At 46.9% G+C, this 16,252-nt stretch carries 16 protein-coding genes and 1 pseudogene; 2 read left to right on the forward strand and 15 right to left on the reverse strand.

The annotated features are described in order from the left end of the window. The first annotated feature begins 130 nt into the window (after positions 1 to 130). Together LDO37_RS00070 and LDO37_RS00075 are read left to right on the forward strand one after the other, a co-directional pair. Positions 131 to 313: a hypothetical protein gene (locus tag LDO37_RS00070; protein WP_101115429.1), complete on the forward strand. Its 183-nt coding sequence runs from the start codon at positions 131 to 133 to the stop codon at positions 311 to 313. A gap of 184 nt (positions 314 to 497) precedes the next feature. Further along, complete coding sequence (locus LDO37_RS00075; protein ID WP_126607691.1) at positions 498 to 1,442, forward strand: LysR family transcriptional regulator; 945 nt, start codon at positions 498 to 500, stop codon at positions 1,440 to 1,442. Between the two features lie 118 nt (positions 1,443 to 1,560). Here LDO37_RS00075 and acuI read toward each other — a convergent pair whose 3' ends face one another. The 15 genes and pseudogenes from acuI to LDO37_RS00150 all read right to left on the reverse strand — a co-directional run bounded on the left by acuI (position 1,561) and on the right by LDO37_RS00150 (position 15,904). Beyond that, positions 1,561 to 2,541 (reverse strand): acrylyl-CoA reductase (NADPH), encoded by a 981-nt coding sequence (acuI, locus tag LDO37_RS00080; RefSeq protein WP_126607692.1) that lies wholly within the window; start codon positions 2,539 to 2,541, stop codon positions 1,561 to 1,563. A 130-nt stretch (positions 2,542 to 2,671) separates the two neighbouring features. After that, positions 2,672 to 3,427: a phosphonate metabolism protein PhnP gene (gene phnP / locus LDO37_RS00085; RefSeq protein ID WP_126607693.1), complete on the reverse strand. Its 756-nt coding sequence runs from the start codon at positions 3,425 to 3,427 to the stop codon at positions 2,672 to 2,674. After that, a complete protein-coding gene (gene phnN / locus LDO37_RS00090) occupies positions 3,418 to 3,975 on the reverse strand; it encodes a ribose 1,5-bisphosphokinase (RefSeq protein WP_126607694.1) in 558 nt (185 codons plus the stop codon). Before phnN ends, phnP begins: the two co-directional genes overlap by 10 nt. Positions 3,976 to 4,012: 37 nt before the next feature. Beyond that, positions 4,013 to 5,149 carry an alpha-D-ribose 1-methylphosphonate 5-triphosphate diphosphatase gene (phnM, locus tag LDO37_RS00095; RefSeq protein WP_233448321.1) on the reverse strand — a complete coding sequence of 379 codons (1,137 nt, stop codon included), beginning with the start codon at positions 5,147 to 5,149 and terminating at the stop codon, positions 4,013 to 4,015. A 13-nt stretch (positions 5,150 to 5,162) separates the two neighbouring features. After that, on the reverse strand, positions 5,163 to 5,879 hold the full coding sequence (phnL, locus tag LDO37_RS00100) for a phosphonate C-P lyase system protein PhnL (RefSeq protein ID WP_126607696.1): 717 nt from the start codon (positions 5,877 to 5,879) through the stop codon (positions 5,163 to 5,165). Between the two features lie 4 nt (positions 5,880 to 5,883). Further along, positions 5,884 to 6,708, reverse strand: coding sequence for a phosphonate C-P lyase system protein PhnK (gene phnK / locus LDO37_RS00105; RefSeq protein ID WP_126607697.1), 825 nt, complete (start codon positions 6,706 to 6,708; stop codon positions 5,884 to 5,886). Further along, complete coding sequence (locus LDO37_RS00110) at positions 6,702 to 7,583, reverse strand: alpha-D-ribose 1-methylphosphonate 5-phosphate C-P-lyase PhnJ (protein WP_126607698.1); 882 nt, start codon at positions 7,581 to 7,583, stop codon at positions 6,702 to 6,704. The genes phnK and LDO37_RS00110 overlap by 7 nt, the downstream gene beginning before the upstream one ends. After that, positions 7,567 to 8,685 carry a carbon-phosphorus lyase complex subunit PhnI gene (locus LDO37_RS00115; RefSeq protein ID WP_126607699.1) on the reverse strand — a complete coding sequence of 373 codons (1,119 nt, stop codon included), beginning with the start codon at positions 8,683 to 8,685 and terminating at the stop codon, positions 7,567 to 7,569. The genes LDO37_RS00110 and LDO37_RS00115 overlap by 17 nt, the downstream gene beginning before the upstream one ends. Next, complete coding sequence (gene phnH / locus LDO37_RS00120; RefSeq protein WP_126607700.1) at positions 8,670 to 9,287, reverse strand: phosphonate C-P lyase system protein PhnH; 618 nt, start codon at positions 9,285 to 9,287, stop codon at positions 8,670 to 8,672. The genes LDO37_RS00115 and phnH overlap by 16 nt, the downstream gene beginning before the upstream one ends. Next, a complete protein-coding gene (phnG, locus tag LDO37_RS00125) occupies positions 9,284 to 9,739 on the reverse strand; it encodes a phosphonate C-P lyase system protein PhnG (protein WP_126607701.1) in 456 nt (151 codons plus the stop codon). The genes phnH and phnG overlap by 4 nt, the downstream gene beginning before the upstream one ends. A 2-nt stretch (positions 9,740 to 9,741) precedes the next feature. Then, entirely contained in the window at positions 9,742 to 10,437 is a 696-nt protein-coding gene (phnF, locus tag LDO37_RS00130) for a phosphonate metabolism transcriptional regulator PhnF (RefSeq protein ID WP_101115417.1), read from the reverse strand. Between the two features lie 44 nt (positions 10,438 to 10,481). Beyond that, entirely contained in the window at positions 10,482 to 11,282 is an 801-nt protein-coding gene (gene phnE / locus LDO37_RS00135) for a phosphonate ABC transporter, permease protein PhnE (RefSeq protein WP_126607702.1), read from the reverse strand. Between the two features lie 64 nt (positions 11,283 to 11,346). Then, the gene (gene phnD, locus LDO37_RS00140; RefSeq protein WP_126607703.1) at positions 11,347 to 12,342 is read right to left on the reverse strand and encodes a phosphonate ABC transporter substrate-binding protein; all 996 of its coding nucleotides are present in this window, start codon (positions 12,340 to 12,342) and stop codon (positions 11,347 to 11,349) included. Positions 12,343 to 12,357: 15 nt separating this feature from the next. Continuing rightward, a pseudogene (locus tag LDO37_RS00145) lies at positions 12,358 to 13,109 on the reverse strand (phosphonate ABC transporter ATP-binding protein). Between the two features lie 263 nt (positions 13,110 to 13,372). Further along, entirely contained in the window at positions 13,373 to 15,904 is a 2,532-nt protein-coding gene (locus LDO37_RS00150) for a leucine-rich repeat domain-containing protein (protein WP_126607705.1), read from the reverse strand. Between the last annotated feature and the right edge of the window lie 348 nt (positions 15,905 to 16,252).

The following is a 16,252-nucleotide window of genomic DNA, read 5'->3' on the forward strand; positions in this document are numbered from 1 at the left end:
GCGTTCAATTTGGTTTTGGAGGGCAAATCATACTGATGTCGAAAAAATATTCAATAAAGTCTTGGCAAACACAAAAAATCCATGTAACTTAATTTTTAACAATTAAATAACATTTGAGCTGGGGGGGTTGATGCTAACTCAGTTAGACCGACTTACGATTTACAGCGTATTGTGCTTTATTACATTTTGCGCGCTGATACTTAGAAGCTCATCTGAAGTCTCTCTTTTACCACTAATTGGCTTATTTTCAACAATTTTTGGTATTTGGGTAGAGATGCATCGCTGGCAGAAACACAGCGAAAAACAGAATTAACACGACACTACTACACATTCCGACACTATCCCATTTTTCTTGGGCTTCCCCGCTGAAAGGCGGGATTTTTTTACTTTTTATTTACAAGTCTATCGATTTCTACGTCACTTCCACTTTGATCTCTACTGAATGTCTCTCGCCTTAATTTTGTTATTATGACGTTTTCCACAAACGAGTCTGTGCTTTGGAATTAGAAGAGATCTATCGTCGTGATTTAAATTTGCTGGTGGCGTTGCGAATTATTATAGAAGAAGGCAGTGTGAGCCGAGCTGCGACTCGGTTGAACCTGAGCCAGTCAGCAATGAGCCGTGTGCTAGGACGATTACGCCAATTGGTAGGCGATCCATTATTTGTCCGACAAGGTCAGCACTTAATACCGACAGAAAAAGCGATTGAACTGAATCAAGCACTGGGTGAGCCACTTGAATCGTTACGCTCGTTATTAACGCCAGAACGATTTGACCCAACAACTTGCGATCAAACGTTCACGATAGCGACGACAGATTACGCCATGCAGACCATTTTTCCGTTTGCATTGCCTCGGATATATCAAGAAGCCCCCCACGTAAAATTTGAATTCATTCCATTGATTGACGATCAGCTTCCACAGCAGTTGACGCATCAAGGTGCAGATTTGGCAATTTGCCGTCCTACGGGTTCGGTCGAGCCATTGAACAGTGATCGGCTAGGGCGTGTTGGCGTATCTTGCTTAATTTCTAAGCAACACCCGATTGCCAATAGCGACATGCGACTGCACGATTACCTTGAATACCCACACGCTATGATAGCGATAAGCGATGGTGTGAAAGCACTGCTCGATCAGGCGCTGAGTAACCAGCCAGTTCGAAATATGGTTCTCCGTGCCTATCATTTAGAAGCGGCTTTAGCGATTGTGGACACCTTACCGTTGATCATCACTGTCCCTGCAGATTTAGCCTATTTGGTCGCAGATCGTTACGACCTATTGGTGAAACCGCTTCCTTTTGAATTCACTCCCTTTGAGTACTCGATGATTTGGCATCCTAGAAGTGACCATTCTCCAGCTCAGGAATGGTTGAGAACGATGGTAAAAGAAGAGTGCAGTCGGTTAATTGCAAAGCGAGTGGAAGACCTAGGGTTAGATAATTAAGAAAACGCTGACTAGAAAGGGGCTTGGTTTAAATTATTTTTGTGGGTCAGACAGTGTCTGACCCATGATTTATTTTTGCCAATGAACCTTTGGCATTGTTTGCTAACGGGAGAAAGTGTTAAGGCTTAATGACCACTCGACCTGTCACTTGACCATTCGTTATGTCTTCCGCGTATTTCGGCGCATCAATTAAAGGGATCTCTGTGCAGGCTTGTTCAAAGTAACTGGCTGGAAGCAGTTCAGTGAGCTTTTCCCATGCTACGGTGCGCTTCTCGTAGGGGCAGTAAACAGAATCGACCCCTTGCAAACGGACGTTTCGCAGAATAAATGGCATAACCGTTGTCGGCAAATCGAATCCACCTGCCAAACCACATACCGCGACGGTGCTGTTGTAATCCATCTGCGCCAGCACTTTGGCTAATACTTTGCTACCAACAGTGTCAATGGCACCTGCCCAGATTTGTTTTTCGAGTGCGCGTGCGGGCTCTTCAAACTCGCTGCGATCAATGACTCGGCTCGCCCCTAATTTTTCAAGTAAAGGACCGTTCTTTTCTACTCGACCGCTTACGGCTACTACGTTATAGCCAAGAGTGCTCAGTAGCGTGACAGCAACAGAACCAACGCCGCCACTTGCCCCTGTTACGAGAATTTCGCCATCTTCTGGTTTTACATCGCCATCTATAATGGCTTGCACACAAAGCATGGCTGTTAGTCCTGCGGTCCCTACCATCATCGCTTGCTTGCTGCCAAGCCCAGAAGGTAATGGAACTAACCAATCTGCCTTGAGGCTAGCGCGTTGAGCCATACCACCCCAGTGGTTTTCCCCCACGCCCCAACCGGTTAGTACCACTTTGTCACCAGTTTGGTAGCGCTCGTCGGAAGACGTCACAACCGTTCCCGCTAAATCGATCCCTGGCACCATTGGAAATTGACGGATGATTTTCCCTTTGCCAGTAATGGCGAGTCCGTCTTTGTAATTCAGAGAAGTGTAATCCACATCGATAACCACATCACCTTCAGGCAAATGTGAATCGTCTAGTGATTCAATGGATGCGATGGTTTTTTTATCTTCTTGATTTAGAACGAGAGCTTGGAACATAGTCTTCTCCACAGTATGAGGGCTGCAAGCACATCACTCGTGTGCTTTAGTCAACGACACTAGTGTAGAACGATATGGCGTATGAAAAAAATGACACTTTAGCATTATAGGTATGCATATATTGCATAGCTCACAGTTTGAATACTTGATGGTCTTTAGCGAGAAAAAAAGAGGGTGAGAACACATCGGGGTTTTGCATTGCCCAAGTGTCTAGATCGTGGCTTATGTGTATTAAGCCCAGCCTTTTGATAGACAGTTGTTGTTGGATTGATTGAACCAGCAAGATGTCGTTGTGATTGCGTGGTGGGGAGTCTGGCATGGGTGGATGGTTGCAATCTATTAGCATGAGATCGATGGATTTACTTTCAAGGAATTCGCGTGTGCTTTTAGGAAGACCAACTGTATCCGTCAGGTACGCAAGCCGTTTGTTTTCCCATTCAAAAATGTAGCCGAAGCAAGGTTTAGAATGCGTAAGAGGCACAGGCGTAATAGTGATACCTTCCCAGTCAAAAGAAGTAAATGCGCTCAATGGTTGGAAATCCAACAGACCTGGGTGTTTGTAAAGGTCGTCGCAGCCAGCTTTGTCGGGGGGAGTATAAACAGGTATCGATTTGCCTTTCCCCCAGCGCAGGTCAAACAGAGAGTGAACATGATCCATATGAAAGTGAGTCAGTAATATGGTATCAATCGCGCCTGAGGGAAACAGCTCAAGAAGTTGAGGGTGGTTGGCATCCAACAGGAGGCTTTTCCCATTGTGCTCAATGTATGCCGAGGTTTTACCTCGTCGGAATATTGGGTTCTCGATGGCTCTTTCACATGCCGCACAGTCACAACCATAGGTTGGAACATGCCCTGCATTTCCGGTTCCTAATAACGTCAGTTGCAAGCTTGTACCTCCGGATTTAATTGCAGAATAAATTGCTCCACACTCGATTCAAGTTTACCACTGTTGTCGATCACCATAGCATCGGATGGTTTGTTTCTTTGGTATTGCTTGGCTCGTTCAATGCGAGCGACTATCTGTTCATGTGTCTCCCTTCCCCTTGCCAGTAATCTCGATTGCAGGCAATCAACATCCACTTGAATCCATACTGGGGATATTTGTTCTTTGAACAGCGCATGCGCTTGAGGGAAGTAAGCGCGCGACCCATTCAAAAGAACATGTTGTCCTTGGTTTAGCCATAGCTCTATTTCTTTTCCGATGCCATAACGCAATCCGTTGGCTTCCCAATGCATGGAAAATAACCCAGAGGTGATGCGCTGGTGAAACTCTTCATGATTGAGTGCGATATGGTTTTCATTGCCGCTGTCGGCGGGTCTCGTAATGTATCTATGCGCTAATTGAACAGAGACGCGGCTGTCTTGCCGGATCGCCTGCATCACGCTGTCTTTTCCACTTCCAGATGCCCCCATCACATAAAAGAGTTTCGCCATATTATCCTCCCTCCGCCCCAAAAAGTGCTGATCAAATTTAATACACACATTGCCCGAGTCGCCAAGCGCGCTTGATGTAGGCTTGCCCCTCGACTTGCTTAACCAAGATTAAATCGGCGAGTAAGCCCTCTTTGATTTCTCCGCGGTCGTGAAGCCCAAGCGCTTGCGCTGGGTTGGATGTCGCCAATTTGACGGCATTGGGTAAATCTAGCGTATTGCTTTCATCTTCAGCCAGTTTGAAAACGGCATCTAACAAGCTTAATGGGAAATAATCAGAAGACAGCACATCCAATACGCCCATGCTTGCGAGCTCATGCGCTGCGACATTACCAGAATGTGAGCCACCTCTAACGACATTGGGTGCGCCCATTAATACATGCAAACCCAACTCGTGCGAGCGTTTTGCCGCTTCAACAGTGGTAGGGAATTCTGCCAGTACCAACCCAAGTTCATGAGACTCTTCAACATGAGCGACAGTCGCATCATCATGACTAGCAAGTGGGATACCACGTTGATGGCAAAGCTGTGAAATAGCTTTGCGATTGCGATCAGACCATTGCTGAGACAAGGTGCGTTGCTCTTGTTCGTAGGCTTGCATTTCCGCATCATTCAATCCGTATTTGCCTTGATAATACTCGTAGTATTTTTCTAGGTTGACGAATTGGCGCTGACCGGGGGAGTGGTCCATTAGGGATACCATTTTAACTTGCGGCAAACCAAGGTAGCGCTCGACTAATCCATACGTAGAAGAATGGGGGAGTTCACAGCGAATATGCAGGAAATGCTGTGAGCGATTGACTCCGCGGCGTTCCGATTCAACCAGCGTGTCGATCGTCTTGTCTAGGTAGTCTTGACGCGTACCGCCATCACGCACATCGCCCACTGCCACCGCATCCAGTACCGTGGTGATGCCCGAACCGATTAATTGCGCATCGTGCGCTGCCATGGCAGAAAAAGGCGGCCAACTCACTTTTGGTCGAGGGGTGAAGTATTTTTCAAGATTGTCGGTATGCAGTTCAATCAAGCCAGGCAGGAGCCAATCGCCTTGCCCATCAATGCAATTCGGGTCGCTGTCTTTGCCTTTAGAAATCGACACAATGGTGTGATTGTCGATCTCAATGGTTCCGTACAAAATGGAATCAGGCAGAACCATATTAATGTTGGTGATTTTCATTGCCATCATCCTTCTATTGCAATGTTGAGTTTGGGGTGGGTACGGTGCGAGTCGTTGCCGTCTTAACATCAAAATATTTGTCCGCTACTTTCTGGCGAACATAGTCGTCGTGAAATATTCCGACGATGGTTGCGCCTCGCGCTTTGGCTTCGAGAATCAGATTAATGACCACATCGCGATTTTTTTCGTCCAAGGACGCTGTGGGTTCATCGAGAAGTAGAATGGGGGCATCGACAATAAAGCCACGCGCAATATTCACGCGTTGTTGCTCTCCGCCTGAAAACGTCGCGGGGGCAAGGTGCCAGAGCGTTTCGGGAACATTCAAGCGCTGCAACATGGCGGCGGCTTTTTCCTCAGCAACGGCTTTGGGGATATCTCGCTCGAGCAAAGGCTGCATAACAACCTCAAGCGCGGAGATACGTGGTATGACACGTAAAAACTGACTGACCCAGCCAAGGGTGTTCTGACGCACTTGCAAAATTTTTCGTGGAGACGCCGACGCAATATCGACCCAATGGTTGTCGTTGTAGACCATAATCGACCCGCTATTGACCCTATAATTGGCGTATAGAGTGCGCAGCAGTGTCGATTTCCCAGAGCCAGACTCACCGTGAAGCACTAAGCATTCACCTTGGTTCACTTCGAAGCTAACGGCATCCATGACAGGGAGCGTAATGCCTTGCTGATTATGGAGAACGAAGCTCTTACTGATGTTTTCAATTCTTAACATGAGATCATCCTTGCAATACGGAAGACACCAACAGTTGGGTGTACGGATGTTGGGGATCGTCGAGCACATGATCGGTAATCCCCGTTTCAACAATGCGGCTCTCTTTCATCACAATAAGGCGATCCGCCAGTAGGCGAGCAACTGCTAAATCGTGAGTGACAATGATGACCGATAGCCCGAGGTTGGTGACGAGGTTACGTATCAAATCAAGCAAGCGAGCTTGAACCGACACATCAAGCCCACCGGTTGGTTCGTCCATAAACACCAGTTTTGGGTGTGTTACTAAGTTGCGAGCGATTTGCAGGCGTTGCTGCATACCGCCGGAAAACGTTATGGGACAGTCGTCAATGCGATCGAGTGGAATTTCGACATCTTGCAGCCACTTCTCGGCTTGTGAGCGAATTTGACCGTAATGCCTATCGCCAATGGCCATTAATCGTTCTCCGATGTTGCCACCCGCAGAAACACGGGGTCTTAGCCCATCCATTGGATGTTGATGTACCACGCCCCATTCAGTTCGAAGCAAGCGTCGGCGCTCTCTATCCGGTTGTTCGTACAGTTCAATGGTTTGATTCCCATTGTTGTAATCCACCGTGCCACTGTTTGGGCGTTCCCGACCGGACAGTACGCGTAACAAGGTGCTTTTACCTGAGCCAGATTCCCCGACAATGCCCAACACTTCGCCCGGATACAGCTCTAGGTTGATGTTTTGGCAACCTTTATTGGAGGAATACAGTTTGGACAACTCTGATACTGAAAGCAGAGGCGACTCATTTTGAGTGGAATCGAGCGCTGGCGTTGGCGACACTTTTTCCGCAAGGTTTAACATGACAATTTCTCCAGCTGTTTGGCGCAGTAATCCGTATCTGAACAGACGAACATTCGGTCCCCTTTGTCGTCGGTGACGACTTCATCCAAAAAGGTATGTGTTGATCCGCAGATGGCGCATGGCTCTTCCCAGCGTTGAACCTCGAATGGGTGATCATCAAAATCGAGGCTTTTCACATCGGTGAATGGGGGAATAGCGTAAATGCGCTTTTCTCGGCCTGCCCCAAACAGTTGCAGGGCAGGCATGCGGTCCATTTTGGGGTTGTCGAATTTTGGTATGGGGGAAGGATCCATAATGTAGCGCTGGTTCACCATCACAGGGTACGCATAAGAGGTCGAGATATGCCCATAACGTGCGATGTCTTCATACAACTTCACGTGCATGATCCCGTATTCACTCAAAGCGTGCATTTTTCGAGTTTCCGTTTCTCTTGGCTCAAGAAAGCGCAAGGGTTCGGGAATCGGCACTTGGTATACCAGAATTTGCCCGTCGGTCAGCGGTGTTTCTGGGATACGATGACGTGTTTGAATGATGCTGGCCTGCTCGGTTTCTTCTGTCGTATCTGCGTCGGCCACTTTTTCGAAAAATTGACGAATGGAGACCGCATTGGTGGTGTCGTCTGCGCCTTGGTCAATGACCTTAAGTGTGTCTTGTTGCCCAATAATGGAGGCTGTGATTTGAATACCACCCGTTCCCCAACCATAAGGCATGGGCATTTCCCTTCCGCCAAAAGGCACTTGGTATCCAGGAATCGCCACCGCTTTTAGAATCGCTCGGCGGATCATCCGCTTGGTTTGTTCATCTAAGAAGCCATAGTTGTATCCCTGAATCGCTTGGTTTTCTTGAGTGTCGATGTGCTTACTTAAGCTGTTCATGGTCTAGCTCCTCTCCATGTGCATGGCGTTGTTCGTGCTCTTTTTGAAGCTTGCGAATCAGTTCCAATTCCGACTGAAAATCGACGTAGTGGGGGAGTTTTAGGTGGGATACAAACCCTGCCGCTTCGACGTTATCACCGTGAGATAACACAAATTCCTGATCTTGCGCGGGCCCTTGAACGGGTTCATCCAATTCTTCCGCTTGGAGGGCTCTGTCGACTAATGCCATAGACATGGCTTTTCGCTCAGCCGCGCCAAAGGCAACACCATAACCACGGGTAAATTGAGGCTTGATGGTTTTAGAACCTGAGAAGCCGTTGATCATTTGGCATTCGGTGAGTTCGATATCCCCAATCTCTATCTCAAACCCCAACTCTTCAGGGCAGAGAGAAACAGTGACGTTTCCAGTGCGAATTTCAGCCGCAAACGGGTGATTACGACCGTAGCCTCGCTGGGTGGAATACCCCATTGACAGAAGGAAACCTTCATCGCTGCGCATGAGCTGCTGTAGCCGAGCACTTCGCGTCGCAGGGTATGTTGGTGGATGCAACGTAATATCTTCTGCGGTATCACCCTCATCGACTTCCTTTGTTGCGAGCCCTTGGTTTTCCAATATCGTCATCACCTGAGGGCAGGCTTCCAATACCGCTGTATCACGTGTTGTATTGCCTTGCTGTTCAGGCTTTGTTGGATCTCTTCCCTCGGCTAACAATGAAAAGTCAAGTAAGCGATGGGTGTAGTCCAATGTTGGGCCAAGTACCTGACCGCCGGGTAAGTCTTTAAAGGTCGCGGATATGCGGCGCTCTATCTCCATGGCACTAGTGTCTAACGGTTCACTAGTGGCAAAGCGAGAGAGGGTGGTTCGGTAAGCTCGCAGCAGAAAGATAGCTTCAATCATGTCACCACTGGCTTGCTTAAAGGCCAGTGCGGCGAGTTCTGTGTCGTAAATCCCACCTTCTGTCATTACTCTATCTACCGCGCCGCTGAGCTGGTCTGCGATTTGGCTGGTATGGATTTCACTGCCAGTGCCGCGGCGTTTTTGGTCTTGGAGCTGGTGGGCTGCTTTAATGGCTTTTTCACCGCCTTTTACTGCAACGTACATGATGAATCCTCCTTGTTAGCCAGCGCTATGAGCGTGGTACGTGGGAGAGCCATTAATTGGTTTTCGCACGTGAGCAAGACATCAATCCCTAAAGGTTGAGATTTGCTGATGAGCATTATCTGGTTAAGTAGTGACTGATGAATGCCGTCAACATTGATCAATGCTTTACCGTCAATACCCGGACCGCTGAGTTCTAATCCCATCCCTTTCGATAGGCTATTAACTTGAATAATCAACGTGGTGCCGGTTTCGGGATACTCTGCATTCCCCCAGCAGAATTCGTTGATGTCGGCATTTTGGTCACCACCCAGAAGCGCAAAGCTCGCTTTGTCTTGACGTGTGGCTAATGGCGTATTGGCGTGAAATTGTAGATTTTGTGTGAGTTCAGAATCGGTTTTAAATGCTTCACTTAACCAAACCGGTGTCGTGCTATCGGTCAGAGCCAGCAATATTTGAGTGGTGGCAGCATTGGCCTGCCCAAACGACAACTCAGAGGGCATCGATTGCAGGGAGCTTGGCATCGACATGGCGTTCAGGATGAAGCGAAATACATTCTGCGCATCGTGAATCGGATCGTTAAAACCTTGTTTTACGAATTTCATTCGTCCTCTCCTCTCACCATAGTGAAAAATTCCACCTTGCTGGTGGCGACCTGTTCGCGTCTTGCTTGTGTTTGCTCTTGCATGGTTGCCATCAAAGGCTCTATCACTTGCTGCATTAGAGGGGCGCAATAGGTTGAGGTTTGCATGAGAGCATCGATCAATGCCGCAAGGAGTGCATGATCTTGGTTGCGTCCTTTTATGTAGCTGTAGCCCATTTCACCTTCAGGCAATTTAATGACACTGCGCGTGACGGTCATATCACCAATATTGAATGGGTTACCTGTGCCGCCCATACGCGACTGGACCTGAATGAGCCCCTTTTCTGGTTGGCGTATCACCTGATAATGTGGAGACAAATTTAACGGCTCCCACAGGTTTTTTAGGTGTAAGAAGTCGGTCCGAGCGAGAACGGACATCCAGCCCTGTCGCTCTGACTTAGTTGTTGTGACCATGGTTAATGCTCCAATACGATTTCAATCATGTCCGAGCGGGTGTAGGAGCAAGAATATTCCATGACCTGGTTGGTCTGGCTTGCCACGTTTACCGTTCGGAAAATAATGAGCGGAATGTTTTCCGATAACTTCAGTTGTTTGCGTTCTTGCCGGTTAGGCATTCGTGAACGCAGCTTGGTGGACTGTCGGGTCAGATCTGTATCGAGTTGCTGGTGAATATACTGATGAAGGGAACCACTCTCGAAATGTTGCAGTGGTCCCCACCATTCTGTGTTTGGCAAAAAATGTTCAATCAAACTGCATGGCAAACCGTCAATGACTCTGAGTGTGGTGAGCTTGATGACTTGTGCGTTCAGCTTGATGTTTAGAACCTTGGCTAGATGCTCACTGGCGGAAATCAACTGGCGGCTTAGCACCTCACACCTTGGCATATAGCCTTGCTTGGTGAGGTTGTGCGTAAAATGTGCGCCTTGATTAAGTGGGTACGCATAAGGCTGACGTATGACCTGATTGCCTCTGCCTTGTTGTCTCTCTATCAACCCACAAAACACCAATTCATCGATGGCACGTCTTACGGTGTGACGATTAACGTCAAATCGGTCTGCCAGTCGAGATTCCGAGGGTAAAAATTCCCCAACTTTGAACTGGCTTTGTACTTCCTGTTCGAGTTGTTTGGCGATGTCCATATACAGTTGCATCACATTCTTCCATTCAGTTGTCTAGACAAGTTCAGGCAAATTTTTTAAATGTAGGCTTTGCGAATATGTTGCGATGCAAAGTCTATTAAGCTGACGGTTACAATGATGACCAGCATGATGGCGGCAGTTTGTTGGAACTGAAAACCACGAATGGCTTCCCACAGCAATACCCCTATTCCACCAGCGCCAACCATGCCCACCACGGTGGCGGAACGAACATTGGATTCAAATCGGTAAAGTGTGAAAGAAATCCAAAGTGGCAACACTTGGGGGATGACACCGTAAATCACCTCTTCCAATTTGTTGGCTCCGGTCGCGCGAACGCCTTCGACGGGGCCTAGGTCTATTGCTTCTACGGCTTCTGAAAACAGTTTCGCCAATACCCCAGTTGTGTGGATGAACAGTGCCAGTACGCCAGCAAAGGGTCCTAAGCCAACAGCCACCACAAACAGCATGGCAAACACCATTTCATTGATGGCACGTGCGGCATCCATTAGGCGGCGAGTAGGTTGATAGACCCACACTGGTACGATGTTGTCTGCGCACATAAGCCCCAGTGGTATTGACACAAGAACCGAAAGCACTGTGCCCCAAATGGTGATTTGAATCGTGATTAGGGTTTCTTCTACATAGAGTTCCCAATAAGTGAAATCAGGCGGGAAGAAATCACTCGCTAATTCCACCATGTTGTCGGAATCCGCCACCAGTTGAACGGGGTTCATTTCTGCACCTTGCCATGCCCAGGCAAGTATCACTGCGAACAGAATTAGCATCGCAAGCTGCTTAAGTTTTTGGCTCCAATGCAGGTTGCTTTGAAGGGTGTCCACAGAAAGGTTGGTGTTCATATCAATTCTCATATGATGGTTTCAATAGGGTGAGGGATCCCCACCCTAATCAGGCTAGAACGTGTTATTCCATTGCCTCAAGGGCTGCCATTTGGCGATTTAATGCGGCAAGTTCAGATTGAACGTTGCTGACCTTTGTGAGCTCAGACTCGTCAAGCTTCTTATCGGTAGAGAACTTATTCAGTTTCTTAAACAGTGCTAGCTGACGGATAGGGAGTAGCTGTAAGTCGGAAGAGGCTTTGAATGGTGCCCAATCAAGCTCTTTCAAAATGGCGACTTCTTTTGCATTTCCCGTTTTTCCATACGTCATGAAAAAGTCGTACACCGCTGTTTTTGTTTCTTCAGGTAGGTTCTTGCGCCATACGATAGGATCGGCTGGAATCAGCGGGGACTTCCAAATGATTTTGATGTTTTTGAATTTGTCAGGGTTGTTGTTGGCGAAACGACGAAGGCTTTCTGTGTTGTTGGTCGCCACATCCACTTGTTTATTGGCAACGGCAAACAAGTTTACTTCGTGGCTCGAATTCAATGTGCGTTTGAATTCATTCGGCTGTACGTTGTTTTTCGCAAACACATAGTAAGACGGAACCAAGAAGCCCGATGTTGAATTTGGATCGCCGTTACCAAATGCTAGGTTTGATCGGTCTTTCAACATATCTTCGACGGAGTTGATAGGGTTGTCTTTGTGCGTAATCAGCAAGCTCCAATACCCCGGGTTGCCTTCGACATCGACTGTTTGAGCAAAAATCTCACCGCCTGCGCGGTCGACCGCTTCCATTGCCGATTTGTTGCCATACCAAGCGATATCCACTTTATCAAAACGCATGCCTTGGATGATGCCTGCGTAATCGGGTGCAAAATACGCTTTCACTTTCACGCCCAGCTTTTCGCTCATGTCATCCAAAAAAGGCGTCCATGACGTTTTTAGGTTCTGTTGCGATTCGGTTGAAATAATGCCGAAGTTCAGCGTTTTTAATGGTGCTTCTTCTGCCCATGCTGGGGCGAGCGTTGTTGCTGCCATTGCAATGGCAACTGAGATCTTACGGATTGCACGTAACATTGTTCAGATTCCTTTTTACTGAATGTTGACTGTTGTTGGGTTGGTCTCTATCGAAGCTTCTGAGATTGGAGTGTTAGGAAAGTGTCCTTCCACAATAACGCCTGCTTCTTCCGTTTTTCCGCGATACAGAGCTTCAAGTTGGGTTGTTGTTAGCCCATTGCTGCTGCCCTGATAAAAGATGTGCCCATCACGATGCGTGATGATTCGGGGTCAAGCGACGCTATGGGTTCATCAGCAAAGATGATTTTGGCGTCCTGCATCAGTGCTCTGGCAATGGCGACGCGTTGTTGTTGACCCCCAGACAGTGTTGAAACGCGCTGGTGGGCAAAAGCTGCCATTCCTACTCTATCCAATGCTTCTAGCGCTTTCTTTTGCTGCGCTTGAGTAAATTGCCCGCTGAGGGAGCGCCACCAAGGTGTTTCACTCAGCGCGCCAATCAAAACGTTGGTGAGAACCGATAGGCGGTTAACCAAGTTAAATTGCTGGAAGATAAAGCCAGCCTGGGAGCGCGTTGACCGAATTTTTTTGTGCACCTTGCCACCGAGCTGCACAGGCTGCCCCATAATTTGGATCTCGCCAGATGTGCTACTGCTTTTGTCTCCGGCCATTAAGCCATTTAAGTGGCGTAGTAAGGTGGATTTTCCTGATCCAGACGGACCTAATAGCGCTGTCATACCACGGTGCGTGAGATCCAAATTAATGTTGTTTAAGGCGCGGTTTTCGCCAAAAGTTTTGTTTAAATCCGCGACGTTAACGATGCTGTCCATAGAGTGAACCTTCTGTTTTGTTCAGCTCTATCCTGCTCGGGTGAAATGACGGTTTTATTGCAGTGAAATGTCAGAAAAATGCAGCGAAATATTGGTAACTAGCTTAAAAGTCTGTTGTTAAAAGGCTTGATAAGAGACGTCTAGACAAGTGTGGGCAGTTGTCTAGATAGGTGTTTCATCAAAAGTTCATGAAGTAGCGTGAAAAGCTTGAGGTGAAGTGGGTTTTGAAAATACCACCTCCAGCTTAGGAGGTGGTAGTTACTTTATGGGGTAGGCGTGTAAGGGTCGTAACCGCATTGCCCTTCGCTGGTGGCTTGGGTGTAGGTTATTGAGCGTAAGTATCTAGATTCCGACGCGTATTTATCCAAAGTGTCTTTCGTGCTTTGGGTGAGAGGGTTGTCGTAAACGGACACACAACCCAACCGACTATTGTTGCTAATATCAAGATCGCTGATTGCGTTATCTCCTAGGTGTAAAGCTCGAAGTTGAGTAAGAGTGCTAATATTTACCCCCGTAAGTTGGTTGCCTGCAGCATAGATACTCCAAAGTCTTGGATATTGTGCTACTGGTAAATCAGATAATGTATTAAAGCTGACTCTCAGGTCGCTCAGTACACTTTTTTCATTTGGGAGGGTGAGTGAACTCAGTTGACCGGTACTAGCATGTAGTTGGTATAGGTTTGAGGCGCCAGATACATCCAGAGAGCTCAATGGCGTATTGTTAAGCTTCAGTGCTCTCAATTGCGGTATTATGGCACTCAAATCTATAGACGTAAGTGGGTTATCTGACAGGTCTAATGAAGTCAGTTTTATGTGATTATTTACATTGAATGAGCTTAGGTTTTTTGATGCTGCGGACAGTGAAGTCAGCTCGCTTAGGTGGCTAAAGTCTATGTTTGCATTACCTGAGTTGTTTATATTAAGACCAGTAAGTGCATTGTTTTGACTTATGTCGATTGAGGTCAGCGGATTGGATGCAACATTCAATGAAGTCAGCTCCGTATTGTTAGAAACATCTAAACTGATTAGAGCGTTGTCCTGCAAGCCTAAGGACTCCAGTTTCGTTTGTTTACTGAGGTCTATTTGTGTCAGTTTGCTATTCGGTAAATATAGTCTTGTAAGTGACGTGACTCCATCTAAATCAATGTTCTGAAGTTGACCATGAACACGTAATGAAGTCAGTGTGTTCGTTTTTGGTAACGCAATGGTATTGATGGTTTGAGTAAATATACTAACGGATTCAAGTAAGAGGTTTTTGGATAAGTCTTGCGACGATGTTGCTGTTCCAAGTATGTACAATTCTTTTAAGCGCCTTAAAGCAGTCACATTAATATAAGGGCTGTCATGTGACATCCTCAACTTCAGTACTTCTATCGCATCACTGTTTGAGATGTTTATACTTTTTATTTGTCTAATTCTGAGAAGATCTGCAGTCAGAAGTTTAGGGTTATTAGAGATATCAAGACTATCGACGCTATAGCTTATACTCCGAGCATATATACTTGTTAGCTGCGGGTTATTTGTAATTCTTATAGTGCCTTGGGTGTTTCTGAGAGTAACCCTTTGAAGTGCTGGAAGATTGGACGCGGTGATAGTTCCGTTTGCGTCAGTGAGCGACAATGATATCAATTTGGGATGTGAACCAAGGTTAACTTCTCTTGAATTAATGCGCAGAGAGGTTAACTCTGTGAGTTTTTCAAATTCGGGCTCATAAGAACTTCGTCTACACCCATAATCCACGACTTCATCGATGAACTTCCAGTTGTTTGTTCTTGCTAAGTCATCCATGCAACTTTTATTTGTTGAGTATTGGAAGTTGAGATTTTCGATCAAATTACTCGCATTCTGAACCGTTACATCGACGGTTCTCGACCCTGTCGCCCCTTCATTATCTGTCGCTGTAACTTTGAACGTCAGGGTTTCTTCTCTGTTTAGGGATGGAGAAGTAAAGCTCAACGCCTGCGAGTCTGGATCGGCAATCGTGACGTGAGTACCGGCCGTTTGTTCCCATTTGTATGAGGCTATTGTTCCATCACGATCATAAGCAGAAGCTGCAATAGTCACGGGTTGGTTAATATCTTTGGTCACATCACCAATAAAGTGAAATGCAGGCGCTCGATTTGGTTTTACGTGCACGAAAGCTTGCTGGTTGGCGGTTGCTCCTTGGTTGTCTTTCACTGTCACTTCAAAAGTCAGCAGCTCGTCTTCGGTTATAGGGGGTACGTTGAAAGTCACTTGCTGAGAACTTGGATTTATCAACGTGACGCTTGTTCCCGATTTTTGCTGCCACGTGTACTCGGCTATTTGCCCATCTGGATCGGTTGCGTTGGAGATGATGCTTGCCACGGTGCTTGGTCTAACGGTTTGGTCCGTAATGGCGTCAATTTGCGGTGCTTGGTTGGATGGCGTTGCCGCTGTGACTTTAACTGTGACGGTTTGGCTATTGATCGCACCTTCGTTGTCGGTAGCGGTTAACCGAAATACCAAGGTTTGTTCTTGATAAGAGGTTGGTGCAACAAAGGAGGCAAGTGTGGACGTCGGGTTCAAGAGTGTGACTGGGGTACCAGAGATTTGCTCCCACTTGTGTGAAACAATACTTCCATCCAAATCCGATATATTCCCCGAGAGCGTGACAGTGCGTGAGGCGGAAGTGACTAAATCTCCTTCCGTTGTAATTACAGGCGCCACATTGGGGGTTTTTGGGGTTGGTTCGGTTGTTTCTTTGTCTCCACCGCCACCACATGCAGCTAACAAAAGGGGGGCTAAGAGTAGTGTTGCATTTTTTAGAGTCGTCATTTAAAGCCTTTGAATACTTTTCGTACTTTCTTAAATACGGAACGATGACGTGCCCAGATTGTGAATATGTGGGCGAGAGATGCGTTCCATGCCATGCCAACAGAAGAGATACCGAAAATTTTTTATTTATGAGTGCCTGATAAAGCCAATTAGACAAAGGTATCTTTTGGGATAACGAAATTGCTTTACGTAATAATAGTTTGAATTTATAAAGCTATTCTCGTTTTAGCCATACTAATATTTAGGTGGAGTTGAGACTAGATGCATAACGGAAAGGGTAATGAATACGTGAAGTGCGTCTAATTTATTTTTGGTGGATTAATTGTTTGTAAAATAAGAAAAAAGGCC

Origin of the sequence: Vibrio penaeicida (genome assembly GCF_019977755.1) — a bacterium.
In the GTDB taxonomy this organism is placed as follows: Bacteria; Pseudomonadota; Gammaproteobacteria; order Enterobacterales; family Vibrionaceae; genus Vibrio; species Vibrio penaeicida.

What these genes read in the sequence shown, in the direction of transcription:
- phnN (WP_126607694.1), bottom strand. Translation starts at nt 3,975, where the DNA reads ATGGCGAAACTCTTTTATGTGATGGGGGCATCTGGAAGTGGAAAAGAC.
- LDO37_RS00115 (WP_126607699.1), bottom strand. Translation starts at nt 8,685, where the DNA reads ATGTACGTTGCAGTAAAAGGCGGTGAAAAAGCCATTAAAGCAGCCCAC.
- phnK (WP_126607697.1), bottom strand. Translation starts at nt 6,708, where the DNA reads ATGTTAAACCTTGCGGAAAAAGTGTCGCCAACGCCAGCGCTCGATTCC.
- phnL (WP_126607696.1), bottom strand. Translation starts at nt 5,879, where the DNA reads ATGTTAAGAATTGAAAACATCAGTAAGAGCTTCGTTCTCCATAATCAG.
- phnE (WP_126607702.1), bottom strand. Translation starts at nt 11,282, where the DNA reads ATGAACACCAACCTTTCTGTGGACACCCTTCAAAGCAACCTGCATTGG.
- phnM (WP_233448321.1), bottom strand. Translation starts at nt 5,149, where the DNA reads ATGAAAATCACCAACATTAATATGGTTCTGCCTGATTCCATTTTGTAC.
- phnG (WP_126607701.1), bottom strand. Translation starts at nt 9,739, where the DNA reads ATGGTCACAACAACTAAGTCAGAGCGACAGGGCTGGATGTCCGTTCTC.
- phnF (WP_101115417.1), bottom strand. Translation starts at nt 10,437, where the DNA reads ATGCAACTGTATATGGACATCGCCAAACAACTCGAACAGGAAGTACAA.
- phnH (WP_126607700.1), bottom strand. Translation starts at nt 9,287, where the DNA reads ATGAAATTCGTAAAACAAGGTTTTAACGATCCGATTCACGATGCGCAG.
- acuI (WP_126607692.1), bottom strand. Translation starts at nt 2,541, where the DNA reads ATGTTCCAAGCTCTCGTTCTAAATCAAGAAGATAAAAAAACCATCGCA.
- LDO37_RS00110 (WP_126607698.1), bottom strand. Translation starts at nt 7,583, where the DNA reads ATGAACAGCTTAAGTAAGCACATCGACACTCAAGAAAACCAAGCGATT.
- LDO37_RS00150 (WP_126607705.1), bottom strand. Translation starts at nt 15,904, where the DNA reads ATGACGACTCTAAAAAATGCAACACTACTCTTAGCCCCCCTTTTGTTA.
- LDO37_RS00070 (WP_101115429.1), top strand. Translation starts at nt 131, where the DNA reads ATGCTAACTCAGTTAGACCGACTTACGATTTACAGCGTATTGTGCTTT.
- phnD (WP_126607703.1), bottom strand. Translation starts at nt 12,342, where the DNA reads ATGTTACGTGCAATCCGTAAGATCTCAGTTGCCATTGCAATGGCAGCA.